The organism is Arthrobacter sp. UYNi723, from assembly GCF_054057635.1.
The window spans coordinates 50,538-77,012 of the sequence record NZ_JBSRZM010000007.1; the positions used below are offsets into that span (position 1 = coordinate 50,538).

General features: G+C 67.0%; 25 protein-coding genes, 3 tRNA genes and 1 pseudogene. 7 read left to right on the forward strand and 22 right to left on the reverse strand.

Translation table 11 applies throughout. The annotated features are described in order from the left end of the window. Positions 1-259: 259 nt before the first annotated feature. The 12 genes and pseudogenes from ACVWY0_RS07450 to ACVWY0_RS07505 all read right to left on the reverse strand — a co-directional run bounded on the left by ACVWY0_RS07450 (position 260) and on the right by ACVWY0_RS07505 (position 4,674). Positions 260-463, reverse strand: a complete 204-nt coding sequence (locus ACVWY0_RS07450; RefSeq protein WP_485836126.1) for a hypothetical protein — start codon at positions 461-463, stop codon at positions 260-262. Positions 464-568: 105 nt separating this feature from the next. Then, a complete protein-coding gene (locus ACVWY0_RS07455; RefSeq protein WP_485836127.1) occupies positions 569-1,180 on the reverse strand; it encodes a hypothetical protein in 612 nt (203 codons plus the stop codon). After that, entirely contained in the window at positions 1,177-1,746 is a 570-nt protein-coding gene (locus ACVWY0_RS07460; RefSeq protein ID WP_485836128.1) for a hypothetical protein, read from the reverse strand. Before ACVWY0_RS07460 ends, ACVWY0_RS07455 begins: the two co-directional genes overlap by 4 nt. 71 nt (positions 1,747-1,817) lie before the next feature. Next, positions 1,818-2,198: a hypothetical protein gene (locus ACVWY0_RS07465; protein WP_485836129.1), complete on the reverse strand. Its 381-nt coding sequence runs from the start codon at positions 2,196-2,198 to the stop codon at positions 1,818-1,820. Further along, complete coding sequence (locus tag ACVWY0_RS07470) at positions 2,195-2,386, reverse strand: hypothetical protein (RefSeq protein ID WP_111907359.1); 192 nt, start codon at positions 2,384-2,386, stop codon at positions 2,195-2,197. The genes ACVWY0_RS07465 and ACVWY0_RS07470 overlap by 4 nt, the downstream gene beginning before the upstream one ends. After that, positions 2,383-2,880: an Asp23/Gls24 family envelope stress response protein gene (locus ACVWY0_RS07475; RefSeq protein ID WP_485836130.1), complete on the reverse strand. Its 498-nt coding sequence runs from the start codon at positions 2,878-2,880 to the stop codon at positions 2,383-2,385. The genes ACVWY0_RS07470 and ACVWY0_RS07475 overlap by 4 nt, the downstream gene beginning before the upstream one ends. Positions 2,881-2,951: 71 nt before the next feature. Further along, complete coding sequence (locus ACVWY0_RS07480) at positions 2,952-3,290, reverse strand: glycoside hydrolase family 32 C-terminal domain-containing protein (RefSeq protein ID WP_485836217.1); 339 nt, start codon at positions 3,288-3,290, stop codon at positions 2,952-2,954. A 77-nt stretch (positions 3,291-3,367) separates the two neighbouring features. Next, a complete protein-coding gene (locus ACVWY0_RS07485) occupies positions 3,368-3,634 on the reverse strand; it encodes a hypothetical protein (RefSeq protein WP_485836131.1) in 267 nt (88 codons plus the stop codon). Positions 3,635-3,735: 101 nt separating this feature from the next. Continuing rightward, positions 3,736-3,903, reverse strand: a pseudogene (locus tag ACVWY0_RS07490) (glycoside hydrolase family 32 protein); the annotation flags it as partial. A gap of 410 nt (positions 3,904-4,313) precedes the next feature. Next, positions 4,314-4,389 (reverse strand) — tRNA-Phe (locus tag ACVWY0_RS07495). A 48-nt stretch (positions 4,390-4,437) separates the two neighbouring features. Beyond that, a tRNA-Asp gene (locus tag ACVWY0_RS07500) sits at positions 4,438-4,511 on the reverse strand. A 90-nt stretch (positions 4,512-4,601) separates the two neighbouring features. Further along, a tRNA-Glu gene (locus tag ACVWY0_RS07505) sits at positions 4,602-4,674 on the reverse strand. Positions 4,675-4,840: 166 nt separating this feature from the next. Here ACVWY0_RS07505 and ACVWY0_RS07510 point away from each other — a divergent pair. After that, entirely contained in the window at positions 4,841-5,887 is a 1,047-nt protein-coding gene (locus tag ACVWY0_RS07510) for a PHP domain-containing protein (RefSeq protein ID WP_485836132.1), read from the forward strand. A gap of 53 nt (positions 5,888-5,940) precedes the next feature. Then, positions 5,941-6,885, forward strand: coding sequence for a DMT family transporter (locus ACVWY0_RS07515; RefSeq protein WP_485836133.1), 945 nt, complete (start codon positions 5,941-5,943; stop codon positions 6,883-6,885). Positions 6,886-6,902: 17 nt separating this feature from the next. On the opposite strand, the gene ACVWY0_RS07520 is transcribed toward ACVWY0_RS07515, so the two are convergent. Continuing rightward, the gene (locus ACVWY0_RS07520; protein ID WP_485836134.1) at positions 6,903-7,523 is read right to left on the reverse strand and encodes a class I SAM-dependent methyltransferase; all 621 of its coding nucleotides are present in this window, start codon (positions 7,521-7,523) and stop codon (positions 6,903-6,905) included. Positions 7,524-7,595: 72 nt separating this feature from the next. Here ACVWY0_RS07520 and ACVWY0_RS07525 point away from each other — a divergent pair, with 72 nt between their 5' ends. The 3 genes from ACVWY0_RS07525 to ACVWY0_RS07535 all read left to right on the forward strand — a co-directional run bounded on the left by ACVWY0_RS07525 (position 7,596) and on the right by ACVWY0_RS07535 (position 10,969). Next, a complete protein-coding gene (locus ACVWY0_RS07525) occupies positions 7,596-8,024 on the forward strand; it encodes a metallopeptidase family protein (protein ID WP_056348808.1) in 429 nt (142 codons plus the stop codon). A gap of 10 nt (positions 8,025-8,034) precedes the next feature. Beyond that, on the forward strand, positions 8,035-8,955 hold the full coding sequence (locus ACVWY0_RS07530) for a cation diffusion facilitator family transporter (protein WP_485836135.1): 921 nt from the start codon (positions 8,035-8,037) through the stop codon (positions 8,953-8,955). Between the two features lie 568 nt (positions 8,956-9,523). After that, positions 9,524-10,969 carry a C40 family peptidase gene (locus ACVWY0_RS07535; RefSeq protein WP_485836136.1) on the forward strand — a complete coding sequence of 482 codons (1,446 nt, stop codon included), beginning with the start codon at positions 9,524-9,526 and terminating at the stop codon, positions 10,967-10,969. Between the two features lie 74 nt (positions 10,970-11,043). On the opposite strand, the gene ACVWY0_RS07540 is transcribed toward ACVWY0_RS07535, so the two are convergent. The 5 genes from ACVWY0_RS07540 to ACVWY0_RS07560 all read right to left on the reverse strand — a co-directional run bounded on the left by ACVWY0_RS07540 (position 11,044) and on the right by ACVWY0_RS07560 (position 18,310). Then, entirely contained in the window at positions 11,044-11,850 is an 807-nt protein-coding gene (locus ACVWY0_RS07540; RefSeq protein WP_485836218.1) for an ABC transporter permease, read from the reverse strand. A 130-nt stretch (positions 11,851-11,980) separates the two neighbouring features. After that, complete coding sequence (locus ACVWY0_RS07545; RefSeq protein ID WP_485836219.1) at positions 11,981-12,937, reverse strand: ABC transporter ATP-binding protein; 957 nt, start codon at positions 12,935-12,937, stop codon at positions 11,981-11,983. Positions 12,938-13,011: 74 nt separating this feature from the next. After that, positions 13,012-14,427, reverse strand: a complete 1,416-nt coding sequence (locus ACVWY0_RS07550; protein ID WP_485836137.1) for a LolA family protein — start codon at positions 14,425-14,427, stop codon at positions 13,012-13,014. 100 nt (positions 14,428-14,527) lie between these two features. Beyond that, a complete protein-coding gene (locus tag ACVWY0_RS07555; RefSeq protein WP_485836138.1) occupies positions 14,528-17,248 on the reverse strand; it encodes a PEP/pyruvate-binding domain-containing protein in 2,721 nt (906 codons plus the stop codon). Between the two features lie 24 nt (positions 17,249-17,272). Then, entirely contained in the window at positions 17,273-18,310 is a 1,038-nt protein-coding gene (locus ACVWY0_RS07560) for a universal stress protein (RefSeq protein WP_485836139.1), read from the reverse strand. A 417-nt stretch (positions 18,311-18,727) separates the two neighbouring features. Between ACVWY0_RS07560 and ACVWY0_RS07565 the strand changes: the two genes are divergently transcribed. After that, on the forward strand, positions 18,728-19,348 hold the full coding sequence (locus tag ACVWY0_RS07565; protein WP_485836220.1) for an FAD-dependent oxidoreductase: 621 nt from the start codon (positions 18,728-18,730) through the stop codon (positions 19,346-19,348). On the opposite strand, the gene ACVWY0_RS07570 is transcribed toward ACVWY0_RS07565, so the two are convergent. Both ACVWY0_RS07570 and ACVWY0_RS07575 read right to left on the reverse strand, forming a co-directional pair. Further along, the gene (locus ACVWY0_RS07570) at positions 19,345-19,974 is read right to left on the reverse strand and encodes a copper resistance CopC family protein (protein WP_485836140.1); all 630 of its coding nucleotides are present in this window, start codon (positions 19,972-19,974) and stop codon (positions 19,345-19,347) included. The two genes, ACVWY0_RS07565 and ACVWY0_RS07570, sit on opposite strands and share 4 nt — an antisense overlap. Before the next feature lie 114 nt (positions 19,975-20,088). Beyond that, entirely contained in the window at positions 20,089-22,482 is a 2,394-nt protein-coding gene (locus ACVWY0_RS07575) for an ATP-binding cassette domain-containing protein (RefSeq protein ID WP_485836141.1), read from the reverse strand. Between the two features lie 120 nt (positions 22,483-22,602). On the opposite strand from ACVWY0_RS07575, the gene ACVWY0_RS07580 reads away from it, so the two are divergent. Beyond that, complete coding sequence (locus ACVWY0_RS07580) at positions 22,603-24,045, forward strand: NCS2 family permease (RefSeq protein ID WP_485836142.1); 1,443 nt, start codon at positions 22,603-22,605, stop codon at positions 24,043-24,045. On the opposite strand, the gene ACVWY0_RS07585 is transcribed toward ACVWY0_RS07580, so the two are convergent. Further along, positions 24,042-24,707 carry a response regulator gene (locus tag ACVWY0_RS07585; RefSeq protein WP_058930259.1) on the reverse strand — a complete coding sequence of 222 codons (666 nt, stop codon included), beginning with the start codon at positions 24,705-24,707 and terminating at the stop codon, positions 24,042-24,044. The two genes, ACVWY0_RS07580 and ACVWY0_RS07585, sit on opposite strands and share 4 nt — an antisense overlap. After that, complete coding sequence (locus ACVWY0_RS07590; protein ID WP_485836221.1) at positions 24,704-26,281, reverse strand: sensor histidine kinase; 1,578 nt, start codon at positions 26,279-26,281, stop codon at positions 24,704-24,706. Before ACVWY0_RS07590 ends, ACVWY0_RS07585 begins: the two co-directional genes overlap by 4 nt. Between the last annotated feature and the right edge of the window lie 194 nt (positions 26,282-26,475).

Sequence of the window (26,475 nt, forward strand, 5' to 3'; positions counted from 1 at the left end):
ACGTACGTCATGACGTGGTGTGAATCACACACTAATCGAGTCCAGGCCAGGAATGCAAGCGCTTACACACGTCGTGTCCGAAAGGATATCTAGGCCCCTGCCAATGGGCGTTTTGGGCGCCGCAGCAATGTTGTGCGGGACCGCGGGACGCCGTGGACGTGCGGCTATCCTGCCCACAGGCCGCAAACAAGAAGGGCGCCGCGCTCCCCGGGGAGCGCGGCGCCCTTTGGGCACCATGGGGCATGCCCCGTGGTTGGGTCTACTTGCCGCCCTTGAACAGCCCTGCGATCTTCGCGCCAAAGCCCTTCACGTTCTCGGTCACGCTGCCGGCCAGTTCCTTGGCGTTTTCAGCAACATCGCCAGCAAGTTCCTTGGCGTTCTCCGCAGCCTCGCCAGCGAATTCCTTGGCCTTTTCTGCCGTGCCTTCGTCTACCGCTCCGCTGCCAGTTACTTGCTCGCTCATGGTGTTCTCCTTGATTCCCCGGTTATTCCATCCGGACAGTGGTGGTGGCCCGTTGCCTGGCGATGTCCGCCGGCATCGGCACGAATAGATGTCCCCCGGATCACACTAACGGACGCGCTCAGCGCGGCTGAACCGTGTCCTGGCCCCGGCACCAATGTGAATCAGGACGGGTGTCTGTTTTCCCACCACTTGGTCCAAGGCATCCACCAGGGCAGAGACTTCGGCCGCAAGGAGATGCGGCGCCACGCCCTGGCGCGGCTGGAGCCGGATTTTCAGGGCAGGGCTGCCCTGAACATCGTAGGTTGCCACCGTGGCACCCGCCAGATCGGGCCGTTCAGCCAAGGCGTGCTTCAACGCTTGCTCCGCTACTCCCCCGCTGATCCGGACGTCCCCGGCCACTGTCCCGGGATCGTACTCGGCCACCAACAGGTTGCTCCGGCCTTTGCCCTGCTGCGCAATCCAGGCAACCATCAGGCCGATCAGAACCACCAGGGCAAGCGCCATCACAATCCAGAGCCAGCTTTCCGGACGTCCCGGAAAGCGGGTGCTGTCGAAGGCCTGGTTGACGCTGCGCCAGGCCGATCCGGACCAGGCATGCCACCAGGTTGCCACGGGTGGAACGGTGGCCAGCAGGACGAGCAGGATGCCCACGGCGAGCAGCTTGAGTCCGAGGATGCCGAGCAGGATCCGGTTGAGGAGCGAGGGTGTGGCCGTCATGCTCCAATCACTCCTACGGTGGAAATGTTCACGCGGACGTCAGGTACCGGGACCAGTGACATCCCGCTGAGTTCGTCCTGGACCGCGGCCAGCACCGCCGCTTCCGCTACTGGAACCCCTGAGGTGGGGCGCACGTTGACGATAATCTGCCGCCGGGACACCACCACCATGACCTGCTCCGGGGTGACATTGGCAGCGAGCCGTGCGCTGCGTGCCAGGGCGGAGGCGATGACCTCGTCATCGACCACCACGGCGGACGAAGTTCCGGTGCCGTTCAGCACGTGCCGGGCTCGTCTTCCCGGCAGGATGGCGTTGAGCAGGAAAAACATGCCCACCATGGCTACTACGGCACCGCTGGCACCGAGCAGCAACGGCGGGATACCCGCCGGAAGTGCAACGATCCGCTCCGCCGCCAGCTGCGGTTCGATCAGCCAGGCCGGCTGACCAATGGCGTGAACGGCAGATTCGAGCAGACCATAGCCTGCCAGCCCCATCACCAGGACCGCTGCCACTGTTGCCACCACTGCCCGCGAGGAATGGGTTTCCCGGAAAACAACCCTGCGCATATCGGGTTGCGGCTGGGCTCGGGCGCGACTTGGTTGCCTCGAATCCAGGTCTCCGTCCACTGATCCTCCGCTCACTGGACCCGGCCTCCCTCGATCGGCTTAACGCCGCTGATGCGGATATCCACCCTGCTCAGACTGGCACCGCTGAGGGCCGTGACCGTCGAAAGGATCCTGGATTTGGCATCCACTGTCCGGTCCCAAATGGATCCACCGAATGCGGCGACCCGGCCTGCGTCCCTGAGCACGGTGGCCAGCGGCGGGATCCTGATAGGGGACACCAGCGACAAAGCCAGCAGGCCGTCGTCGTCCGTCCAGTCCGCCCGGACATCGTGGGGCTCCACACCTAGGGCTTCCGCGGCCGCCGTCCTGGCAAGGCTGGTCAGGGCCTGCGTGCTGATGCGGTTGTGTCCGCTCAGGACCTGCCCCTGGATGGATGGTGCCGCTGACGTCATGACGATGAGCGCCGGCCGATGATGGCATCCAGGACGCCGCGCAGGTCCAGTTTCCCTTCCGCTGCGCGGCCAAGGAGGGCGCCGATGGCCATAAAGAGGAGCGAGACCAGGAAGCCCCACAGCCCGAACTGGAAGGACATAAACGCCACGAAGGCGCCCATGGCGATGCCCACAACGGTCAGATTCACAGCAGTGCCTCCCTCTCGGCGACGGCGACGGCAGGGGCTCCGGCCTTCGCCGGCGGCGCCACGTAGACATCGGTTACTTCGACATTCACTTCAATGACCTGCAGGCCGACGAGTTCCTCGACCGCGCGGTAAACGGCTGATCTGACCTGATTGGCCAGGGAATGCAGGGGCGTGCCGTAGGAGGCCACCAGGCTGATGTCCACCGCCACCTGCGTCTCACCGACCTCGGCACGGACGCCGGCGGCGTGGTCCGAACTGCCGACGGCGTCCCGGATGGCTCCCAGCGCACGCGACGGAGCCGAGCCCAAAGAATAGACGCCGGGCACGGCACGGGCAGCGATGCCGGCAACTTTTGCCACGGCGGTCTCAGCGATCACTGTGCGGCCATGACCGGGCACGGGCGCCTGGCTGGCGGCATGGTGGCTGGTAGCAGGCTGGCTGGTAGCATGCTGGCGCTCGACTCCCGCATCGGGTTGTGGGTTCTGGTATTCCATCAGACACTTCCCCTTCTGTTGTTCCCAACCCTATCCCCTGCGTGCGGGAACGCACGGGAATCCGTGGCGAGTCAGGCCAGCTTCCGGCCGGTCAGCGTAAATCCGGTCTTTCCGCCTTCGCTGAACACCGACGTGTCAGTGTCGGACCAGTCGGGCAGGAAGAGGTCTGTGACAACAGTGCCGCTTCCGGGGGCGAACACTTCCACCGAGGAGGTATCGAGCAGTATCCGCAGCTTCAGTTTTCCGTCCACGAGTGGGACGCTCACCTGGTGGTAGGGGCTGAACTTGTCCGAAAAGTTTGAGGTCCCTGCCGCGGACCGGTCAACCGTCAGCGTGCCTGACTGCGCTTGGTAACGGATCTTGAGCCCGCGCAGTTCGATTCCGGCCTCCGCAGCACCGTCCGGCGTCAGTTCAACATCAAGGAGTTGGGACCTGGAGGAGAAGTCCTCCCCCGCGGCTTGCTTTCATCGGCAACGGTCAGTTGCCGCTAGGAGGCAGCTCCACTGGACAAAACTTCAGCGGGGGCAGCGGCGATGGACGAGCGCAAGGCGGGCCTGCCGCCGTCGTCGTTACCGTTGCTGCTGCTGCCACCAGAGAGCGTCAGCTCACGGGGAATTGCCATGGCGCCGCGCCAGGGAGTGGTGGGCATCTTCTGGGCGTAGTCCCAGTTCCCCATCCAGCCGAAGAGGACGGGCTTGCCGCCGGGGGCTCCGGAGATGGTGGTGGCGGCGTAGAAGTCCGCGCCGTAATCCACCCTTGGTGGTCCTGCAGCGGAGCGTCCGGACTTGCGGCGCCCTCGGCGCGGAACGTCACGCCGTCGAAGTCTCCCGTGAAGTACTGCATGCCTGAGCCGCCGGCTATGCCGCCCGGGTTGATACTGAGGAGCATGACCCAGCGCCGCTCGTCCGTCCCTTCCACGGGAACCTCCAGGAGTTCAGGCATCTCCCACAGTCCGCCCTGTGCGCCGACACCGGAGAAGTCGCTGAGGAAGTCCCAGTGCAGCAGGTCCTTGGACTGGAAGATTCACGTGCCGTTTGCCTGCTTTTCCTCATCGGTTGCTCCGTAACGGCCGTTTTGAGGCCCCAAAAGGGCCGCTGCGGAGCAATCGATGGGGTGCCGGGCGCCCGGTCCAGTACAGCGGGTGCCGGGGGTCGCCGTCGTCCCACGCGGAGAAGACGAGCACATCGTCTTGAAGAACTTTCCGAACGCCGCGTACTCGGCATCGTCGCCACAGGCGCCTCGTGCGGGCTTCCTATATGACGCGCAAATTTCCTACCGCCACAGAAACGGCCTGACGACACGCGAATCCCGGTAGCGACAGGGTTTTTGCGCGTCGCAGGCGAGAGTGCGCGTCGCAGGCCGGAGGCAGCCTCGTCATCGATGATGGGGTTAAAGAAGAAAAGCACCAGTTCCGAAGAACTGATGCTTCCCAGTGGTGGCTCCGACCGGCGTCGATCCGGTGACCTTTCGATTTTCAGTCGAACGCTCTACCAACTGAGCTACAGAGCCTAGGTGACATGTCACCTTGACCGCCGGAATTTCTTCTGGCAATCAGAGCGACCCTGACGGGACTTGAACCCGCGACCTCCGCCGTGACAGGGCGGCGCGCTAACCAACTGCGCTACAGGGCCTTGATTTTCTTGCTTCGCGGCATCGCTACCGCTTTTTTCAAGGCTTCCAGCTTACCAGACGTTTTCAGCCTGCCAGACCAGTTCCTTGCGTACCCCCAACGGGATTCGAACCCGTGCCGCCGCCGTGAAAGGGCGGTGTCCTAGGCCGCTAGACGATGGGGGCCAGAACCCGTTCGGCACAAAATAAAAGGCTTCGAGCCGAGGCTCTCAGTCTTCGTTTTGCAGTTGCTCCGAACTGGACTCTAAAACTATAGGGCCTCGGCGGGAATAACTCAAAATCGGCTCCCAGACACCTGACCGAAGCCGCCGATACAGGCGAAGATGGACAGATGGATGCCGTCGCCGCACTCAATGAAATTGCCTTCTGGTTGGAACGGGAACGCGCTGCCACCTTCAAGGTCCAGGCCTTCCGGAAGGCGGCCGGGATCATCGCCGGGCTTGACCCATCCGAGGTGGCGTCCCGGGCCCGGGACGGCAGGCTCAAGAGCATGAAGGGCATCGGCGACAGGACCTACCAGGTGGTCCGGCAGGCAGTAGACGGCGACGTGCCCGAGTACCTTGAGGACCTGCGTCAGCGCAGCGCGAAGCCTCTCGCGGACGGCGGGGCCAAGCTCCACGCAGCACTCCGTGGCGACCTCCACAGCCACAGCGACTGGTCCGACGGCGGCTCCCCCATCCAGCTCATGGCAGACGCCGCCCGACTTCTGGGCCGCGAGTACCTGGCCCTGACAGACCACTCTCCGAACCTGACCATCGCCAACGGGCTCAGCGCCGAGCGCCTGACCGAACAGCTCGACGTTGTGGCTACCATCAACGCCGCTGCAGTTGACGGCAAAAAGGACGGATTCCGGCTCCTGACCGGCATCGAAGTGGACATCCTGGAATCCGGCGAACTGGACCAGTCACCGGGCATGCTGGAGCGGCTGGATATTGTGGTGGCAAGTGTCCATTCGAAGCTCCGGGCGGACCGCGACACCATGACCCGGCGGATGCTCCAGGGCATTCATAACCCCCGTACCAACGTGCTCGGCCACTGCACCGGACGCCTGGTGGAGGGCTCCCGTGGCACGCGACCGCAATCGGACTTCGACGCCCGGAAGGTCTTCGCGGCGTGCGCCGAATACAACGTGGCGGTGGAGATCAACTCCCGGCCCGAGCGGCAGGACCCGCCGGACGACCTGATCCAGACGGCCCTCGACGCCGGCTGCCTGTTCTCGATCGACAGCGACGCCCATGCTCCTGGCCAGCTCGACTTCCTCCAGTACGGGGCTGCCCGCGCCGCGCACAACAACATTCCCGCGGAGCGCATTGTGACCACCTGGCCCCTGGAACGGCTGCTGGAGTGGTCGGCCCGGGATTGGCAGAAACTCGACTAGACGTGACCGATTCCCGCCAGCTGCCGGCGTCGCCCTGGGGATAGATTGGCAGCATGGCTTCAAGCACCCCTCCCAGCGCAGCAACAACAACAGCGCTTCGCCCACCACCTGGCCGCACTAACGCGCTCGGCGTCGCCGCCGTGGTGGTCACCGTAGTGCTCTGGGCTTCGGCGTTCGTGGGGATCCGGGCCATCGGCCCCACGTTCTCCCCCGGATCCCTTACCCTGGGCAGGCTGGCGGTTGCCGCCGTCGTGCTCGGTGCACTGGTGCTGCCGCAGCTGGCCAAAAGCAGAGTGCTGCCGCAAGGCCGCGAATGGTGGCCCATCCTGGGGTACGGCGTGATGTGGTTCGGCGGCTACAACGTGGCCCTGAACGCGGCGGAACACCTGCTGGACGCCGGGACCGCCGCGCTGCTGATCAACGTCAACCCCATCCTCGTTGCCATCATGGCCGGCTTCTTCCTGAAGGAGGGCTTCCCGCGCTGGCTGATTATCGGGAGCCTGGTGGCGTTCGGCGGCGTGGCGCTGATCGCGCTCGGATCCGGCTCAGGTTCCGGGGAACGTTCGACGGCGGATGTGGCGGGCGTGCTGCTCTGCCTCCTTGCCGCCGTGCTCGCCGCCGTCAGCGTCATCATCCAGAAGCCGGTGCTGCGGAAGTTCCCGGCGGGCCAGGCCACCTGGTTCGGCATCATGGTGGGGGCGGTCTGCTGCCTGCCCTTCAGCGGCCAGCTGGTGTCCGAACTGCAGTCCGCCCCGCTGCCGGCAACACTGGGCCTGGTGTATCTGGGCGTCTTCCCCACCGCCATTGCATTCACCACGTGGGCCTACGCGCTGTCGCTGATTGACGCCGGAAAACTGGCGGCCACCACCTATCTGGTGCCGGGCACCACCATCCTGATCTCCTGGCTGGTCCTCAGCGAAGTCCCCGCCGTGCTGGGCCTCGTGGGCGGGGTGGTCTGCCTGGTGGGTGTGGGCCTGACGCGCCGCAGGTCCGGGTAGGGGCGGTCCATTCAGCGTCAGGAGGGCTTCACTGCTGTCCCCGCGATGATCGGCGTGGCCAGGGCAACAGCCGGAGCCTCCAACCTGCTGACTTCCGTGAATTCAAACCCGGCCTCGCCGATGGATGCCACCGTGTTCCGGTTGAGGTGGCAACCCGGCGCCACACAACGGCCCCACAGACCGTCCAGCCTGTCCTGCCAGCGGGCCGCACGGCCCTGCCCGCGGACATGCTCCAGCACCGCGAGGGTCCCGCCTGGTTTCAGTATCCTGCGGGCCTCCATCAGGGCAAGCCGCTGATCCGGCACCGAGCACAGCACCAGGGTGAATACAACGGCGTCCGCCGCGCCGTCCGGCAGCGGAAGGTGCTCCGCATCGGCGTCGGAAACCTCCACCGGAACGGGCGACTCCCCCAGACGGGCGCTCAATCTAGCCCGCATATAGCGGTCCGGTTCCACGAGGATCACGCGCTCGGCCTGGCGGAAGTGCCGCAGGTTGGCCCCGGTGCCTGCGCCGACGTCCACCACGGTTCCCGCCAGCGCGGAGAGCAGTTGCGCCCGCCGCGGAGCGAGCTCCCTGCGCTCCACAGAGGCCGACAGCGTGTCGTACATGGCGGCAAAAAGGCGATGGCGGACGGACATCCGGCTCCTCACAGGCAGTCAGGGATGGGATTCAGTATGCGCGCCAACCCGGCTGCGGACTAGAGTCTGCATATGCCCGTCAACCTGCCGCCCGGCCTGCCCATCATCCCGGATGGCCCGCAAGAGTCCGGTCCGTTTGAAATGTCCGCTGACGATTTCGAAGCCGCCGTCACGGATGCCCTGGGCCTGATCCCCGCCAAGCTTGCCGCGGCCATGGACAACGTGGCGGTGTTTGTCGAGGACGACTACGTGCCCGGCCCGGGCGAGGACCCGGACACCGTTCTGCTGGGCCTCTATGAGGGTGTTCCCTTGACGGAGCGGGATTCATGGTGGGATGCCGGTTCCCTGCCGGACCGGATCACCATCTTCCGCCAACCCATCCTGGACATCTGCGGGTCCCGCGACGAGGTGATCCAGGAAGTGGCCGTGACGGTGGTCCACGAGATCGCCCACCACTTCGGCATCGATGACCGGCGGCTGCACGAGCTCGGCTGGGACTAGCCTTGTAGGCATGGGACACGACCACAGCCACACACACGGGATCACGGCAACAGGCCGGCACCGCAAACGGCTCATCGCCGTCCTGACCATCACCCTTGCGGTGGTGGTGGTCCAGGTGATCGGCGCGGCACTGTCCGGATCATTGGCCCTGCTGGCGGATGCCGGCCACATGCTCTCCGACGCTGCAGGCGTGACCATCGCGCTTCTGGCTGCCTGGATTGCCGGACGCCCGGCGAGCGACCAGCGGACCTACGGCTACCAGCGTGCCGAGGTCCTGGCAGCCCTGGCCAACGCACTGATCCTGATTGTCATCTCGGTGGTCATCTTCACCGAGGCCATCCGGCGGATCGGCTCGGCGCCCGAGGTCCGCACCGACATCATGCTCTTCGCCGCCATCCTGGGCGCAGTAGCCAACCTGGTCTCGCTGCTGATCCTGCGCGGGGCACACCAGGACAGCCTGAACGTCCGGGGCGCCTACCTTGAAGTGCTGGGCGACCTGCTGGGCTCAGTCGCCGTCATCGTGGCTGCCCTGGTCATCATGTTCACCGGCTACCAGGCCGCCGATACGATCGCCTCCGTGCTCATCGCCCTGATGATCCTGCCTCGGGCCTGGAGCCTGCTGCGGGATGTGGTGGACGTCCTCCTGGAAGCGACCCCCAAGGGTGTGGAGGTGCAGATGATCCGCGAACACATCCTCTCCGTTGACGGAGTAGTTGACGTCCATGACATCCACATCTGGACCATCACGTCCGGCGTGCCGGTGTTTTCGGCCCACGTGGTGGTGGAGGACGGCGTCCTTAATGCCCGCGGCGCCGACCAACTCCTGGACAAGCTCACCACCTGCCTGGGCTCCCACTTTGACACCGAGCACTGCACTTTCCAGCTGGAACCCGCCAGCCACTCGGAGCACGAATCGCGCCAACACGCATGACACGGCGGCAGTGAGGCTGACATCCTCTGCGTGCTGCGCCCCACCGGCACCCCTAACCTCGCAAGCTCGGCCAGGGAACCCTGCAGGCGGGGGCCCACTACATCGCTTTGACGCACGCTGCCGGATCCAGCCCAACCGCGAAGCCCCCTTGCGTCACGCCGAGCACCCTTTTGGCCACCGGCGAAGTCGCGAACCCCGGAAATCCGCGGCCGGCAGACGCCCGGGCACGCAAAAATCTGCCTCCTGTGACGCCAAGTCAAGGGGCATAGCCAGACACAGCGGCGGTGACTTCCGGCCGCCCACCACTGGATCCCGCCCACGCGTACCCGGCGGAGCCCTAGCCACTTGGCAGGGAGAGATCTGTCCTGCGGAGCGGGAGCCGATTCCGCGACACGCCGGCCCAGATGCGCCGGAATTGCACTCTTGTTGTTTATGTTATTGATGTGACTAGTGTTGCCAAAGTGCACACGCTCACGTAGCCTCGGACTGCTGGGAGATCAGCAGAGGGGCTCCTTGTGCCGCCACCAGACCTCGCTCCCCCAGCCTTACTGCGTGCGAGGTTCTGCGAATGGGTTTGACCGGATCCGGCCTGAAGGCCGCCGTACTGTGCACCGCCGTCGTACTTTTCGGCAGCCTGACCCTCCCCGCCCAGGCAGCGCCGCTACCGCAGGCTCCAACAGTCCAGCGTCCGGCGTCACCGGAACTTCCCACCCCGGAGGACATCGCCACGGCTAAGGCGAGTGAACGCGCGACGGCGGATCAGGTCGCCATCATCGAACGCCTCCTGGCCGACGCCACCAGCGCCCAGCAAGCCACGTTTGCTTTGTCGCTGCAAGCCAACAACGCCTACGGCGAAGCCCTGGTAGAACTGCAGGACCGCAGGACGGCTGCGGAAGTGGCCACGGCCAAGGCCACCGCTGCGACCAACGAGCAGGACAGGACCCGGAAACAGGTCGGCCAACTCGCCGGTGACCTCTACCGCAACGGCGGGCTGAACCCGACGCTGGGCACGTTCGTCAGCGGCAATGCCGAAGCCCTGCACCAGGCCGCGACGCTGGAAGCCATTTCGGCCAGCCGGAGCCGCGCCTTCGAAGCGGCCGCATCCGCAGCGTCCGCGGCTCAGTCCCTGACGGCCGCCGCCGACGACGCCAACCGGGCCGCCGATGACGCCGCCCAGAAGGCCGAAGCCCGCAAGGAAGAAGCCGAACAAGCCAACGCCACCCAGGCCAAGGCCGTAGCCGAAGCCGCGGCGCAGCGGACAATCCTCGTGGATCAGCTCGCCCAGCTGCGGAACACCACAGTGGCCCTCGAATCGGCTCGCATTGATGCCTTGGACAGGCGGCGCGAGGAGGCCAGGCTCGCCGAACTGGCTGCGGCTGCTGATCGGGCTGCGGCCCAAGCAGCGCCAGACCGGCCCGCAGCCGGACCGGCCGCTGGCGGGAACCTGCCGGCCGCACCTGCACCCGCTCCAGTTCCAGCACCGGCGCCAGCTCCCGCCCCTGCACCGGCACCCGCGCCCGCCCCTGCACCGGCACCCGCGCCAGCTCCCGCGCCTGCACCGGCTCCGGCCCCAGCGCCTGCACCAGCCCCGGCTCCAGCACCCGCGCCTGCTCCTGCGCCTGCTCCAGCCCCATCGCCGGGCGGTTCCAATGAGACTGCCATTTCCGTGGCGATGTCCAAGGTGGGGGCGCCGTACTTCTACCAGTACGGCGGCACGGGCCCCAACGGCTTTGACTGCTCCGGTCTCGTGCAGACGGCGTTCGCCGCCGCGGGCAAGTACCTGCCGCGTACCGCTGCGCAGCAGTACGCGGCAGCTCCCGTTCACGTGCCGATCTCCCAGGCGCGGCGTGGAGACCTGCTGGTCTGGGGCTCAGCGCCGGGCTTCTATCACGTGGCGATCTACCTGGGGAACGGCCAGGTAGTGCAGGCGCTGAATCCGGATGAGGGCATCGGCGTGACCCAGTTGAGCTGGATGGCCGGGATGCAGCTCCACCCTTACGCAGCCCGCTACTGACCGGGCCAGGGCTCCTGTCCGAGGCTCCGGCGCAGGACTTCAGGCGCAGGAATGAAAGCGCAGGACATCCAGGCTCAGGACAGAACGTCCTTGGTGACGAACCGGCCATAGGCGAGCGCCCCGAAGACGGCGATGTAGCCCGCCTGCAGCAGCGCGTTGCTGGCAAAAGAGTCCCACAGCACCGGTTGGCGCAGGACGTCCGCGAAGCCGAACCAGTAATGTGTAAACAGCCAAGGGTGCAGCCATTCCAACTGCGGCAATTGGTCCAGGACCTGCGAGACCACTGACAGCACCACAGTGGCGGCCATGGCGCCCACCGGGACCACCGTCAAGGTGGACAGGAACAGGCCGATCGCCGAGAGTCCTGCCAGGGACACCGCAAGGTAGGCAGCAATCAGGACCAGCCGCAGCGCGGCCTCGGGTGGCTGGACGACGTCGCCGGACAAGAGGGTCACAGGCCCAATGGGAAAGAGCGACACTCCGATCGCCGCCCCGGCAAGGGCCACCGTGACGGGGGCGGCCAGGCAGAACGCCAGCGCTCCCGCGTACTTCACCAGCAGCAGACGCACGCGCCCGGCGGGCGCCACCAACAGGTAGCGCAGCGTGCCCAGACTGGCCTCGCCGGCGATGGTATCGCCCGCCACCACCCCAATGGTCAGGGGAAGAAAGAGCGGCACAGAGACCAGCATCGCCGTGACGGCCACAAACAGCCCGTTCTGGCTGATCCGGTCCAGGAACGCCGGTCCTCTCCCGGGAGGAACGGATGACGAGAGCCGGACGGCGACGGCGATCAGCACCGGTATCGCGGCAAGCGCCAGCAGCATGGCCGCGGTCCGGCGACGCCGGAACAGCGTCTTCAGCTCAGACGCCAGCAGGGACAGGCTCGACGGCGCACCAGGAGCGCTCCTGAGCCCAGAACCACTGCTGGTTTCGGAACCACTGCTGGTCTCAGAACCGCTGCTCGTCTCAGGAACGCTGCTGGCTGAAGGAAGACTGCCGGCCTCGGAAGCACTATTGGGCAATGTCGAACCCCTCCCCCGTCAGCGCCACAAAGCGCTCCTCCAGGCTCTCCCGCTCAACGGAAAAGCCCCGCACCCGCACCCCGGCCGCCACGAGCTCCGCCACAATGTCCTCCGGGGCCTCCAGCCGGGACGCAGCCGCGACGGCGGTCAGCACGTCCCCGTCCGGTTCAGGCGTTCCCGCCTCAGGGCTTCCCATGGGGGACATGCCCAGCCGCAGCAGGACCTCACTGGCCGTCCCGGCGTCGGGCGTTAACAGGCGGATCCGCGTCTCACCGGCCTGGCGGAGCTCCGCCAGCGGCCCCTGAGCCACCAGCCGGCCGGCGCTCATGATGGCCGCGTGCGTGCAGATCTGTTCCACTTCTGCCAGGAGGTGGCTGGAGATGAAGACGGTGGCGCCATCGGCGGCCAGCGACCGGACCAGGCTCCGCACTTCCCGCGTTCCCTGCGGGTCCAGTCCGTTGGTGGGCTCATCGAGCACCAGCAGTTCCCGCGGCGACAGCAATGCGTTGGCGATCCCCAGCCGCTGCTTCATGCCCAGAGAGTAGGCGTGGACCCGCTTGCCGGCGGCGTGTGAGAGGCCCACCCGCTCAAGCGCGGCGGCAACTCGGGCGGTCCGGGAAGCGGGCGCCGCATGCCGGCTGGCAGCATCCAGGCGGTGCAGGTTGGCGGTGCCGGAAAGGAACGGATAAAACGCCGGCCCCTCCACCAGCGCCCCGACGCGCGGCAGGACCTCATGCAGCCGCTGCGGCATCTGCAGGCCCAGGACGCTGACGGTTCCAGCCGACGCCGCGGCAAGGCCCAGCAGCATCCTGATGGTGGTGGTTTTGCCCGACCCGTTGGGGCCCAGGAACCCGAACACGGCGCCGTGGGGAACTGCGAGGTCCACGTTGTCGACCGCCAGCTGGTGGCCGAAACGCTTGGTCAGGCCTTGGGTCTCGATGGTCAGCCCGGCCGTCCCATTGCCTGTGGAAGTGGTCCGGGCGGCGGCTATCCCGGCGGCAGCCGTCCCCCCGGCCGCAGTCACGCCGCGCCGGCGGCGGCCTGCAGCCGCTCCGCCGGGACCATCCCCACAAAGATCCTGCCGTCGTCCGTCAGGAAGACGTTGACCAGTGCCGTGGACAGGAGCCGTCCGCCGGGAACGACGACGGCGGCCTGGGACAGGAGCGGATCCTTCAGCAAGGATTCAGTCCAGGCAGCCCCTTGCCCGCCGGGTGCCGCGGGGAACCCGAGCACCGTTTCCCAGCCCCGGCCGGTCACTGTTGGCCGGGGTGCATCACGGTGCCGCAGGCTGGCGTCGCGGCCGGGAATCTTGTCCGGGGCGGGGAGCTCTTCCGGCACGGCGGTGGGCTGGTCCAGCGGAACCGCGTCCGGAGGAACCTGGTCCGGCGCGGTGGGCTGGTCCGGCGCAGTGGGCTGGTCCGGGCCGCTGTCTGGAACCACGCCGGGCGTAATCCCGCCGGGACTGGGCGGGAGAGCTGGCATCCCGGGCATATACGGGACCGGCGGCACCGGCAGCTCCTTGACCGTGGCGCCCGGCGGGGCAACAAACGTAAACACCGAGTCGTCCGGGGCCGCCAGGGACAGGCTGGTGAAGCCGGCCTCAAAAGCCGGTTCCGCCTGGCCGCGTGCCATCACAGTTACCCGCAGTGGCATTCCTGTCTCGCCGTCCACGGCGATGGCAACTTTCTCAAGCAGCGTCCCCTGCGTCCTCGGCACCAGAGCCAGATTGTAGGCGGACCGGCCGGCGACTTCGACGTCCGGACCCACCGTCACCTCGGTGGAACTGTCCACGACGGCGAGGAACTTCCGGGCCAGATCCTCGGGCGTCGGCATTACGGGCGGGCCAGGCAGGTTCTCGCCGGGCAGGATGGGCATAGGCAGAACGGGCAAGGGCAGGTCCCGGCCCGGCAGGTCGCCGGGCGGTGCGGGAGGTTCAGGCAGGGCGGGAGGTCCTGGCAGAGCGGGGGTTTCGGGGACAGGCAGCGGCAAATCGGTGGCGAACGCCGGCAGGGCCAGGTGGGCGGCGCTGTTGTCCTTGGAGTTGTAGAACCACACGTCATTGTCGCGCCGGATGACGTCGCGTTCAGCGAGCCGGTCCATCACTTGGACCCGCATCTTGGTTGGCCCGTCCATAAAGATCCGGGCGGTGTGTTCGCCGGTCAGGAACTCCAGGACCGACGCGGCCCCGCCGGCCGACACCGGTCCGGAGCTGGGACCGGCGGCCGGCAGTTCGGGCAGGCCCAGCTCGGCGGACTGCTGGACTGTTCCGGAGAATGACTTGGTGTTGTGCTGGCCCAGGAGGGTCAGGACCTCAGCCGGAGACTTTTGTGGCAGCGGATCGCCGGCCCGAGCCGGAATGGATCCCACCAGCACACCGGCGGCGATCACTGCAGGTACAGCTGCGGCAGGCACCCAGCGCAGCCATGCGCGGTTCATGCCAGCCCCGCTTCATCCTTGGAGCCCATACTTCAGGTTACGCCTGGGGACCGCCGCCGCACACGTCCCCTTCTGGAAGTCATGCCGAGGGGCACTCCGGCTACGACGGCACCACGGTTCCGGCGCCGCCGTCGACCGTTATTTCCTGCCCGGTGAACAGCCGGAGCGTGGCGTCCGGGACACCCACCACCGCCGGGATGCCGTACTCCCGCGCCACCACGGCCCCGTGCGAATTGGGTCCGCCCATCTCCATCACGAGTCCGCCCGCGGTGAGGAACAACGGCGTCCAGCCGGGGTCCGTGGACGGCGCCACCAGGATTTCTCCCGGTTCCAGGTGCGCACCCACAGGGTTGAGGATCACGCGGGCGGCCGCTGTGACAACACCGGCCGACGCCGGGCTGCCGCTCAGTGCCCCCGGCACCGTGGATGCCGTCACAGCGTCGCCGGATGGAATGGCTTCCGGCTCCGTGCCGTCCGACAGCAGCACCCGGGGTATGTGCCGCCGTTCAAGTTCCACGGCGTAGTCCGCGCGCCGCTGCGCCACCAGGGCCCGGAGGTCAGCTGCTCCCGAATCGAGGCCGGTCCGGGCTTCATTCAGGTCCAGGAAGAAGATGTCATCCGCCTCGGCTACCACCCCTGCCGCAGCCAGCGCCGCGCCGGCCAAGGCCAGTTGCTTCCGCACTTCGGCGAGGCCCACCACCAGCTGGTACTTGGGCAGCTCGCGCAGTCCGGCGAACAGCCTGGCCCGACGCAGCGCGGCCCGGACCACCGTTCCGCGCAGCCGGCCGCGGCTCCGCGCCTCCGCGACGAGGCGGTCAACGCAGGCGTCCGCTTGCTCGGCGGCGTTGCTGAACTGGACATCCGGCGCCAGCGCGGAACCCTCAAGCCGGAGATAGTTGGCCAGGACACCCAGGATATGGGTGGGATCATCAGACCAGCGCGGCATACCGACATCGATCTCGGCCACCGCCCGGTGACCGTACTGGCCCATAAACCGCGCCAGCCCGGACTGCAGCACCGCGGGCAGCTGGCCCGCGCGGAAGTCTTCGGCCAGCTCGGCGGGTTTCCGGTCCGTCACGGCGGCGCGGGAACCGCCGTCGTTCTTAATCACCTGGGCGAGGCGCCACAGCTCCAGGTCCATCTCGGTGGTGACGTTGTTGGGCAGCCCGCGGAGCACAACCTGCAGGTCATCCCACCGGCCGCCGCCCAGCAGTTTTCCGGCGAGCGCCAGGGCAGCGAACCCGAGAGCCGGGAGCGGCAGGATGGACGGCACCACCGAGAAGATGCGCGTGCCGAGTACGTGTTCAGCGTGGTCCAGGCGCTGCAGCGGGGTGAGGCCGGCGGGCGGTTCGAGGGAGTCGGCGAACTCGCGCGCCCGCCGGTTGGTCCTGCGGAGGGCCGCGTCCGGGCGGAAAACGGCCCGAAGCAGCGTCTCCGGCACCCTGGCATGCACCGCCGCCGGGACCACGTGCCGCAGCAAGCCCAGCGGCGTCCTGCGCGTCACGGAAAACCGTGGGTCCTCGAAAACCCTGCGCAGCACCGTGGCCGAGCGAGCTTCCATCACGTCAAAGACGCGCGGAACGATCCGCCGGCCGGTGGTGCTGCGGGCTACGGCGGTCAGATCAAAGTAGATCCGCTGGGCCGCCACTGCGTAAGGGGACGGACCCCTGCGCGGCTCGGGCACATCGAATTGCGCCGCGCGGGCCACCGAGGAGGCAATAAGCCGGAATGCTGCCAGACCCATGGGCGTGATGGGGCGGGTCAGGCCTTGCGCCAGGCTGAAGCAAAGGTAAACGCGCGTGCCCTCCCCGCCGGCCGCCCGTTGCGGGACGGGGAACAGCGTGGTGATGGGCCGCGACTGGGTCAGCCAGAAATGACCGTCGCCGGCAATGGCCCATTCAATGTCCTGCGGCGAGCCAAAGTGACCCTCCACCCGGTGGCCTAAGGCTGCAAGTTCGGCGGCCTGCTTGTCCGTCAGGCACGCCGCGGCCCCGCCGTTGCTGATGGCCAGAGTCCGTGTGCCGCCGCCGGGGATGGGCCGGACCGCGATGCGTTTGTCCCCAAGCCGGCGTTCCAGGACCCGCCCGGTGAGCGGGTCAACGACGAAATGGTCCGGGTTCACGGCCCCGGACACTACCGCTTCCCCCAAGCCCGGGCTGGCATCGATCACGGCCTGCTTCCGGCGGCCCGTCAGCGGGTTCGCGGTGAAAAGCACACCGGCGGCGGTGGCATCCACCATCCGCTGGACCACCACGGCCAGCGCCACCGCGGCCGGATCGATCCCCCGGCTTGCCCGGTAGCTGACCGCCCGGTCCGTCCAGAGCGAGGCCCAGCAGTTGCGCACGGCTTCCACGACGGCGGCAGCGCCCACCACGTTCAGATAAGTGTCCTGCTGGCCGGCGAAACTCGCCGACGGAAGGTCCTCCGCAGTGGCTGAGGACCGGACGGCCACCGGAACGTTGTCGCCCAGGGCGGCGTAGGCCTGTTCGACGGCGGCGGCCACCTCGGTGGGGACCGGGGCGTTTTGGATAATACCCCGGGCCCGGGACGCGAGCGCAGCCAGGGCGGGGAGGTCGCCGTCGGGCGTTGCTTGAAGCGCCGCGTGGACCTCGGCGAGCGGGCCGCCCGTTCCATGCGCGTGGCCCGCGGTCGCCTCGCGGTAGGCCTCCGTGGTGAGGCAGAATCCGTCAGGCACGGGCAGCCCGGCGGCGAGCAGCTCCCCCAGGTTGGCCGCTTTGCCACCCACCAGGGGAACCATTGCTGCGGTGACCGCCTCCAATCCGAGGATGGGAGACGAACTGCCGGTGCCAGGCATTTTCATGCCTCCTGCTGCGAAGGTGATGGGTCAGGCTGCGCCGGGGATCGGTCCGAACTGTGCCCGGTCCGCCAGCCGCGGATCGTCGCGGTCCGGAACCACGAGGACCGGGCTCTTGGCGTGGTGGAGCACGCCGCCGGACGTGGAGCCCAGGAGCATGCCGGTGAACCCGCCACGGCCCCGGGTGCCCACAACCACCAGTTCTACGTGCCGGCTGGCCTCAACGAGAACATCCACGGCCGAACCGTCCAGCAGTTCCGACTCCACGGAAAGGTTGGGGTAGTGGCTTTTGAGCCAGGCCATCCCGGCGTTAAGTTGGACCCGGATGTCATCGAAGAGGGCTTTGCGGTCCATGGGGGCCGGAACCCAGGCCAGGGAGCCGCTGAACTGCGGCACCGCACAGATCACGCGCAGGGTTGCCCCGAGCCGTTCAGCCTGGTCCGCAGCCTCCAGCACGGCGATGCGTGCCTGTTCGGACCCGTCCACGCCCACCACGACAACGTTCTCGACCTGCTTGTGTCCTGGCTTGGCCTGCTCGGCCCTGATGCGCTTGTCTTCGGTGGTTTCGCCCAGCCGGTCCGAACACACCAGCGGCACCGTGACCGTGGGGCACTTGGCGTGAGCCGGCAGGGCGCTGCTCACCGAGCCCAGCAGGCGTCCCACAAATCCGCCGCGGCCGCGGGTGCCAAACACCAACAGATCGGCTGTCTCGGACATTTCCAGGAGCACGCCTGAAGCGTCTCCGTTCTCCACGGAGCCGTCAACTTCGATGTTGTAGCCGGAAACCTTGTCCAGCGCCTGCTTGACGATCGCTTCGGCGCCCTCGCGGATAACGGAATCATCCACGGTGGCGTACCCGCCGTCCAGTCCGGACGCCGCAAAGATCGGCACTGAATACGCGGTGACAATATGCAACGGCCGACGGCGGCGCACGGCTTCCCGGGCTGCCCACACCAAAGCGCACTGGCCGTGGTCGGAACCATCCACCCCCACAACTATCCCCACCGGAGCAGCCGAATTTCCGGCCCGGTCCTGGTCCGGATCCGGATGCATCTCTTGTGCGCCCATCGGGCCGCCTCCTCGCGATACTGCCTTATGTTGCGGCTATTCTGCCAGAAGCGGCGCCCTCCGCCCGCACCGGCCGCGATGTGGGCCCCGACGGGCTGGAGAACCCTGCTTCCGCTTCTCACTATTCTCGGTCCGCAGACACTTAGCAAGCGGCTGCGGACCGCTGGATGACGGGTTATCCACAGCCCATGGCAAACGGAGTGGCAACCGTATTCAACGTTAAGGAGAATGTTTGTGTTTGGGCTATCCACGGCCCTGAATGTTCTGTAGTCTTCGAGGCACTGCCGGTCCGCCGACGCCCATTCAGGTGCGTCCCGGGCCGGTGCTGCGGCCGGACTTTGGGGGTAACGGAACGCATGCGGGGCAACGCTGCCTGCATCCGAAAGCCTTTGAAGGAGGAAAACTGTAGTGTCAAGCATGCCTGTGAATGGCGGGACCGAACGGACCACCACGGTGATCATCGGCACGGGGCTCTCAGGCCTGGCTGTTGGCGCAGAACTGCGCCGCCGCGGCGTGGACGCGATTGTGGTGGATGGGCTCGACATCCTCGGCGCCGGACAACCGGCCAACACTGCTTCACTGCAGCGCTGCGACGCAGCAGACTCCGACTCCCTCCGGGAGCGCAACGAGATCCTCCGCCACCTGCGCAACTACGCCGCCAGCCACCACATGGATGTCCGCAACACCACCCGGGCGGTTCAGCTGACCATGGTGGGCGGCGCACCAGGCGGAAATACTGCGGGAACAGCCGCGGGCTCCCCGCCCGGCAAGTGGGAAGTCCATACGCCCAACGGAATCCTGCTGGCTGACAACATTGTGCTGACCCGGTGCGCACACAGCCAGCTGCGGCGCATGCTCAGCGACTTCGGCATCACGGTTGGCCGCAACCTAGTGGCGGCCATGCGGCAGATCGGCATCTACCTCGTGGGAGTGGGCGAGCTCATCACGCCCTCACCCAAGGAAGTCCTGCGTCAGGCGAAGACCGTGGGCCAGGCCATTTCAGCAACGGTCCACCCGGAAAGCGCCGCCGCCGTCTAGGCCTGTTCGGTTTCTTCGTCGCTGCCTGCGGTGAGGCGACGCTTCGCGAGGATACCGATGGCCACCAGCAGCCCGACGGCCACTGCCGCAAAGATCACCAGGCTCCAGGGGAACGGTTCGGACGCGTCTTCGGCCGGGGCCGGAGCTGCCACCGTTCCCGGCTGCGCGGTTCCCATCGTGGGAACAGCGGCCGACGGCGACGCTCCCGCCGACGATGTTCCCGAGGGCGCGGCTCCCGCCGCCGCGGCGGTCGCCGTGAAGCCGAACGTCCCCTCGATCGGGTGGGAATCCGAGCTGACCACCCGCCAGGCCACCGTGTACGCCCCCGCCGGAGCGCCGGCCCTGAGCTTTTGGGTGGCAGTGCTGTCCACGATCTGAACAGCGCCGTCCGCCCACTCAGCCCCGGCGGAATCCTTGACGGAGAACTGTGCACCGATGCCCAGCGGGTTTTTGTTGAACGTGACCGAGACCTGCTCCGGCGTTGTGGCCACCGTGGCCCCCTGTGCGGGGCTGCTGGACTCGGCGGCATCGTGTGCCGACGCCGGGGCGGAAAACCCCAGCAGCGCGGCGGCGAGAACGAAGGTCCCGAGCACAACGCTCAGCAACTGGCGGCGGATTGATCGCATGGGTGTACTGCTCCATTGGGTTGGCGTCCTCCAAGCCTAGGCGAACTTCCCCGGGCAGCGGCAGCGCGCGCTGTGCGCGCACGCTTCCCGGGCACGCTCCCCGGGCACCGGCATTCAGCCGGCGACGTAGGCCGCGAGGTGCTTGCCGGTGAGCGTGGACTTGGCCGCCACGAGCTCTGCGGGCGTCCCCTCGAAAACGACCTTGCCGCCGTCGTGCCCTGCACCGGGACCGAGGTCGATGATCCAGTCGGCGTGCGCCATGACCGCCTGGTGGTGCTCGATGACGATGACGGATTTGCCGGACTCGACAAGCCGGTCAAGGAGGCCCAGCAGGTTCTCGACATCGGCGAGGTGGAGGCCGGTGGTCGGCTCATCGAGGACGTAGACGTCGCCCTTCTCTGCCATCTGGGTGGCCAGCTTGACGCGCTGCCGCTCGCCGCCGGACAACGTGGTGAGCGGCTGGCCGAGCGTCAGGTACCCGAGCCCGACGTCGACGAGCCGGTCCAGGATCTTGTGGGCGGCGGGCGTGCGGGCCTCCCCTTCGCTGAAGAACACTTCAGCCTCTGTCATGGACATGGCCAGCACTTCGGAGATGTTGCGGCCGCCCAGCGTGTATTCCAGCACTGACGCCTGGAACCGCCGGCCCTCGCAGTCCTCGCACGTGGACTCGACGGTGGCCATCACGCCGAGCTCGGTGAAGATGACGCCCGCGCCGTTGCAGGTGGGGCAGGCACCTTCAGAGTTGGAGCTGAACAGCGCCGGCTTCACGCCGTTGGCCTTCGCGAACGCCTTGCGGATCGGCTCGAGCAGGCCCGTGTACGTGGCGGGGTTGCTGCGGCGGGAGCCCTTGATGGCGCCCTGGTCTACCACCACAACACCGTCGCGGCCGGCCACCGAGCCGTGGATCAGCGAGCTCTTGCCGGAACCGGCCACACCCGTCACCACGCAAAGCACGCCGAGTGGAACGTCGACGTCGACGTCCTTGAGGTTGTGCGTCGAGGCGCCACGCACCGCGAGCGTGCCGGACGGCGTACGCACTGCTGCCTTCACCGACGCCCGGTCATCGAGGTGGCGGCCGGTGATGGTTCCACTTTCCCGCAGCCCCGCCACGCTTCCCTCGAAGCAGACGCTGCCGCCCGCGGTGCCGGCGCCGGGGCCGAGGTCAACGACGTGGTCAGCGATGGCGATGGTCTCGGGCTTGTGCTCGACGACGAGCACGGTGTTGCCTTTGTCGCGCAGCTGCAGCAGCAGCTGGTTCATCCGTTCGATGTCGTGCGGGTGGAGGCCGATGGTGGGTTCGTCGAAGACGTAGGTGATGTCCGTGAGCGACGAGCCCAGGTGCCGGATCATCTTGGTGCGCTGGGCCTCTCCTCCGGAGAGGGTGCCGGCCGGGCGGTCGAGGGAGAGGTAACCCAGCCCGATCTCGGCGAACGAGTCAAGGAGGTGCCGCAGGCCTTTGAGGAGCGGGGCAATCGACGGCTCGTCGAATTCGCGGACCCACTCGGCCAGGTCGCTGATCTGCATCTCGCAGAGGTCGGCGATGTTCTTGCCCTGGATCCTTGAGGACCTGGCCTCGGGGCTGAGCCGCGTGCCCTCGCACTCGGGGCAGGCCTGGAAAGTGATGGCGCTCTCCACGAAGCGCCGCACGTGTGGCTGCATCGCCTCGACGTCCTTGGACAGCATGGACTTCTGGATCTTCGGGATGATGCCCTCGAACGTGAGGTTGATGCCCTCAACCTTGATCTTGGTGGGCTCGGAGTACAGCATCGTCTCAAGCTGCTTCTTCGTGAACGTGGCAATCGGCTTGTCCATCGGGAGTCCCATGCCCTCGAACAGCCGGCCGTACCAGCCGTCCATGCTGTAGCCGGGGACGGTCAGTGCACCGTCGCCGAGCGACTTGCTGTCGTCGTACAAAGCCGTGAGGTCGAAGTCGGAGACCGAGCCCATGCCCTCGCAGCGCGCACACATGCCGCCCAGGTAGACAACGTTCTGCACCACAGCCTTCTCCACCCGGCCGCCGGCCTTCTCGGTGCTCATCACACCGCTGGCCTTCCGCGTCGGGACGTTGAAGGAGAATGCCGTGGGCGGCCCGACGTACGGCGTGCCCAGCCGGCTGAAAAGGATCCGGAGCATGGCGTTGGCGTCCGTGGCAGTGCCCACCGTGGAGCGAGGGTTCGCGCCCATCCGCTCCTGGTCAACAATGATCGCCGTGGTCAGCCCGTCGAGGTGGTCCACGTCGGGCCGCACCAGGTTAGGCATGAACCCCTGCACAAAGGCGCTGTAGGTCTCGTTGATCATGCGCTGGGACTCCGCGGCGATCGTCGCGAACACCAGTGAGCTCTTGCCCGATCCGGACACCCCGGTGAACACCGTCAGACGCCGCTTGGGGATCTCGATGCTGATGTCCTTGAGATTGTTCTCCCGGGCGCCCTGCACACTGATCAGATCGTGGCTGTCGGCAACGTGGGTCGCGGGGAGCTGCTGGACTGTCGATGTGTCAGTAGTCATGGCGTCTCCAACATTGCTCGGCATTGTGAGGTTCCTGACAGACATTCTAGGGGCGCATACTAGGCGCGGTCCCCCGCCCTCTAGGATCGAGTAACCCCAACAACACATCCCGGAGGACTAATGCTTAAGCAGGGCTTTGCCTTGGACCGGTACTTCAAGATATCCGAGCGGGGGTCCAACCTCTCCCGCGAGATCCGCGGCGGCTTTGCCACGTTCTTCGCCATGAGCTACATCGTGGTGCTTAACCCCCTGATCCTCTCCGGCCCGGATTCCAGCGGCAACACACTTGGTTTTGCCGCAGTGGCCGCTGTGACGGCTTTTGTGGCAGGCATCCTCACTATCCTGATGGGCGCCTGGGGCAGGCACCCCTTCGCGCTGGCCGCGGGGCTGGGCGTGAACGCGTTTGTGGCCGTCACGGTCGCCACGAACCCGGGCCTGACGTGGCCGGACATGATGGGACTGGTGGTCCTGTCCGGCGTGACCATGATGATCCTGGTCCTCACCGGCTTCCGGACCGCCGTCTTCAAGGCCGTCCCGGACGGGCTCAAGACCGCCATCGTGGTGGGAATCGGCCTGTTCATCGCCCTGATCGGGCTGGTGAATGCCGGCTTTGTGCGCCGGATCCCGGACGCTGCCGGCACCACCGTTCCCGTGGGCCTGGGCTTCGACGGCAAACTGCTGGGCTGGCCCACGGCCGTCTTTGTGTTCGGCCTGATCCTCACCATCGCCCTGGTGGTCCGTAAGGTCAAGGGCGCCATCCTGATCGGCATCATCGCCTCCACCATCATTTCCGTGATCCTTGAAATGACCCTCCACATCGGCCCCGGCTTTGACGGCACTACGTCCAACCCGCAGGGCTGGTCCCTCGTGGCGCCGTCCTTTACGGGGTGGAGCGCCCCGGACCTGTCGCTGATCGGCAAGGCCAACCCGTTCGGCGCTTTTGAACACCTGGGCTTCGTGGCCGCCACCCTGCTGGCCTTCGTGATCCTGCTCAGCATCTTCTTCGATGCCATGGGCACCATGGTGGGCCTGGCCAACGAGGCCGGCACGGTGGACAAGGACGGCAACATCCCGGACGTGGACCGTGTGCTCCAGGTGGACGCGCTCGGCGCGATCGTGGGTGGCGGCGCATCCGTCTCCTCGAACCAGATCTATGTTGAGGCCGGCGCCGGGATCGGCGAGGGTGCTCGGACGGGCGTGGCGTCCATCGTCACCGGCCTGCTGTTCCTGGTGGCCATGTTCTTCACCCCGCTGATCAACCTCGTTCCGTTCGAGGCGGTGGCCCCGGCCCTGGTGGTGGTGGGCTTCATGATGGTCTCCCAGGTGGGCAAGATCGACTGGCAGGACTGGGGAATCGCCATCCCGGCTTTCCTGACCTTGACCCTGATGCCGTTCACGTACTCCATCGCCAACGGTCTCGGCGCGGGCTTCATCGCCTATGTCCTGATCCGGACATTCCAGGGCCGTATCAAGGACGTCCACCCGCTGATGTGGGCGGTGGCCGGCGCGTTCCTGCTGTTCTTCGCCGTCGGTCCGATCGAGGCCGCACTGGGCATGCCCTAGCCCTTCAGCACATACCGCCGCTCGGGCCTGCCCACGCCGTACTTGAGCCGGACCTCCAGCACGCCTTCGTCGTGGAGGTACTCCAGATACCGGCGCGCACTGACCCGGGACGTGCCCAACTGGACGGCCACTTCGGCGGCGGAGAGGTCGCCGTCGGCCTCCTTCAGGGCAGCTTCCACGAGCTTCAGCGTTTCGATGCTGCAGCCCTTCGGCAGCGGCCGATCGGTCCGGTCCAGCCCGAACACCCGGTTCACGTCCGACTGCTCCGCCACATCCTTGGCGGAGTCGAGGCCCTGGTAGGCGCTGCGGTAGTGCTCCAGCCGTTCCTGCAGGTCAGTCTGCGAGAAGGGCTTGATGAGGTAGTGCACAATCCCGCCGCGGAGGGCCTTGCGCACCGTGTCCACCTCACGGGCGGCGCTGATCACCAGGACATCCAGCTCCGGAGCCACCTCGCGCAGTTTGTGCATCAGGTCCAGGCCGTTGATGTCCGGCAGGTGGATATCGAGCAGCACCAGGTCCGGTTGCAGCCGCCCCGTTTCGATGACCGCCTGGGCGCCGGTATGGGCCACCCCGACGACGGCGAACCCGGGAGTGCGTTGAATGAACCCTGCGTGGACCTTGGCCACCATAAAGTCGTCATCGACGATCAGGACTTTGATCATTGCTGCATTCTCCGTGTTCGTTCCAGCCGGGCGGTAAAGACCGCCCCGTTGTTGTTGGTTACCGTGAGGTCGCCGCCGCTGCGCCGGCAGACCACCCGGGAGAGCGCCAGGCCGAAGCCCCTGCTGCCGCCGGGGCCGGGGTCCTTGGTGGTGAAACCCTGCTGGAAGATTTCCCCCGGATCCCCGGCGACGCCGGGGCCGGAATCGCTCACGGTGACCGTCACGCCGTCGGCTGTGTCCTCCACGAGCACCCTGACCACTGCCTCCGGAAGCCCGGTGACGGCGTCGAACGCGTTGTCCACCAGGTTCCCGACGACGGTGGTCAGGTCGCGGGACAGCTCATCATCAACGCGCTTCAGCCCGGATTCCGGGTCTAGCTGCAAGGTGACCCCGCGTTCGGTGGCGAGGCTCGACTTGGCGATCAGGAGTGCGGCGAGCGCCGGGTCCTCGATACGGCTGGTGACCTCGTCGTTGAGCCGGGTCCGGTCCAGGGTGGCACCGTTGACGAACTGGACCACGGAATCGTATTCCCCGATCTGGATGAGGCCGGAAATCACGTGCAGCTGGTTGGCGAATTCGTGGGCCTGGGCGCGGAGGGTGTCGGTGGCCGTCCGGGTGGCCCCGAGTTCCCGCTCAAGTGCGGACAGTTCCGTGCGGTCGCGCAGCGTGGTGACGGAGCCGATATCGCGGCCGCGCGAACGGATGGGCACTCGGTTCAGCACCACCAGCCGGTCGCCAACGAGCACCAGCTGGTCCGGCTCCGGTTGCTCGCGGGTGAGGACTTCCTTGAGCGCAGGCTCCACGGACAGGCCGGCGAGCCGCTTGCCCACACAGTCAGCGGGGAGGCCAAGCAGCGCGCGGGCACTGTCGTTGGCCACGGTGATGCGCTCGTACGGGTCCAGCGCCACGACGCCTTCCTTCAGGCCATGCAGCATGGCCTCGCGGTTTTCCACCAGGCCGGTGATTTCGCTCGGTTCCATGCCCAGGGTCTGCCGCTTCACCCTGCGGGAGAGCAGCAGCGAGCCAGCAACACCCAGCACGCTGGCCACACCGAGATAGGTGAGGAGGTTGGGCACGGCATCCCCCAGCCGCTCCAACGTGGAGGGGTAGTTCCGGCTGATGGAGGCAATACCGATCATTTGTCCGGTGTCGTCGAGGACAGGAACGTGCGCGGACAGTTCCTCCGTGCCGGATCCGTCCACCACGCCGGTCCATGCGCGGCCTTCCAGCACGCGGCTGGCGCCGAGTTCCAGCGGCTGGCCCAACAGGCTGGGATTGGAGGAGGCAACCACTGTGCGGTCGAGCTTCGCGAGCGCCACGTGCGATGATCCGGACACTGTCCGCACCGACTCGGCCACGGCGGGAAGGGCTGAGCCGCCGCGGGGCTCGGCCGCGGGTAGCAGTGCCCGTACGGTGGGATTGGCACCCAGGGCTTCGGCGGCGGACAGGGCCCGGCGGCCCTCAACGCGCTCGAACGCCGCCGCGGACTGGGCCAGGGAGATGGCCACCACGGCCACCAGGACGGCGAAAACGATAAGCAACTGCAGGACCAGGTACTGCCCCGCAAGGGACATGCCTCTTCGTCGAGTCACTGTGGTTCTTTCCTCTTGTTGCGTGGTCTTTGATTGTCGGGTCTCTGGTGGTCAGGCTACCTGAACTATGCCTGCTGCAGAGCCACGGTGTACCGCCGGAAACGTGAACGCAATGAACTTAACTTTCTCTGCGTACACAAGAGTGATGCCCGTCACTTAGGGGCCTAGCATCGGAT

Coding starts and splice junctions, on each gene's coding strand:
- ACVWY0_RS07450 (WP_485836126.1), bottom strand. CDS start 463: ATGAGCGAGCAAGTAACTGGCAGCGGAGCGGTAGACGAAGGCACGGCA.
- ACVWY0_RS07455 (WP_485836127.1), bottom strand. CDS start 1,180: ATGACGGCCACACCCTCGCTCCTCAACCGGATCCTGCTCGGCATCCTC.
- ACVWY0_RS07460 (WP_485836128.1), bottom strand. CDS start 1,746: ATGCGCAGGGTTGTTTTCCGGGAAACCCATTCCTCGCGGGCAGTGGTG.
- ACVWY0_RS07465 (WP_485836129.1), bottom strand. CDS start 2,198: ATGACGTCAGCGGCACCATCCATCCAGGGGCAGGTCCTGAGCGGACAC.
- ACVWY0_RS07475 (WP_485836130.1), bottom strand. CDS start 2,880: ATGGAATACCAGAACCCACAACCCGATGCGGGAGTCGAGCGCCAGCAT.
- ACVWY0_RS07510 (WP_485836132.1), top strand. CDS start 4,841: ATGGATGCCGTCGCCGCACTCAATGAAATTGCCTTCTGGTTGGAACGG.
- ACVWY0_RS07515 (WP_485836133.1), top strand. CDS start 5,941: ATGGCTTCAAGCACCCCTCCCAGCGCAGCAACAACAACAGCGCTTCGC.
- ACVWY0_RS07520 (WP_485836134.1), bottom strand. CDS start 7,523: ATGTCCGTCCGCCATCGCCTTTTTGCCGCCATGTACGACACGCTGTCG.
- ACVWY0_RS07525 (WP_056348808.1), top strand. CDS start 7,596: ATGCCCGTCAACCTGCCGCCCGGCCTGCCCATCATCCCGGATGGCCCG.
- ACVWY0_RS07530 (WP_485836135.1), top strand. CDS start 8,035: ATGGGACACGACCACAGCCACACACACGGGATCACGGCAACAGGCCGG.
- ACVWY0_RS07535 (WP_485836136.1), top strand. CDS start 9,524: ATGGGTTTGACCGGATCCGGCCTGAAGGCCGCCGTACTGTGCACCGCC.
- ACVWY0_RS07550 (WP_485836137.1), bottom strand. CDS start 14,427: ATGAACCGCGCATGGCTGCGCTGGGTGCCTGCCGCAGCTGTACCTGCA.
- ACVWY0_RS07555 (WP_485836138.1), bottom strand. CDS start 17,248: ATGAAAATGCCTGGCACCGGCAGTTCGTCTCCCATCCTCGGATTGGAG.
- ACVWY0_RS07560 (WP_485836139.1), bottom strand. CDS start 18,310: ATGGGCGCACAAGAGATGCATCCGGATCCGGACCAGGACCGGGCCGGA.
- ACVWY0_RS07565 (WP_485836220.1), top strand. CDS start 18,728: ATGCCTGTGAATGGCGGGACCGAACGGACCACCACGGTGATCATCGGC.
- ACVWY0_RS07570 (WP_485836140.1), bottom strand. CDS start 19,974: ATGCGATCAATCCGCCGCCAGTTGCTGAGCGTTGTGCTCGGGACCTTC.
- ACVWY0_RS07575 (WP_485836141.1), bottom strand. CDS start 22,482: ATGACTACTGACACATCGACAGTCCAGCAGCTCCCCGCGACCCACGTT.
- ACVWY0_RS07580 (WP_485836142.1), top strand. CDS start 22,603: ATGCTTAAGCAGGGCTTTGCCTTGGACCGGTACTTCAAGATATCCGAG.
- ACVWY0_RS07585 (WP_058930259.1), bottom strand. CDS start 24,707: ATGATCAAAGTCCTGATCGTCGATGACGACTTTATGGTGGCCAAGGTC.
- ACVWY0_RS07590 (WP_485836221.1), bottom strand. CDS start 26,281: ATGTCCCTTGCGGGGCAGTACCTGGTCCTGCAGTTGCTTATCGTTTTC.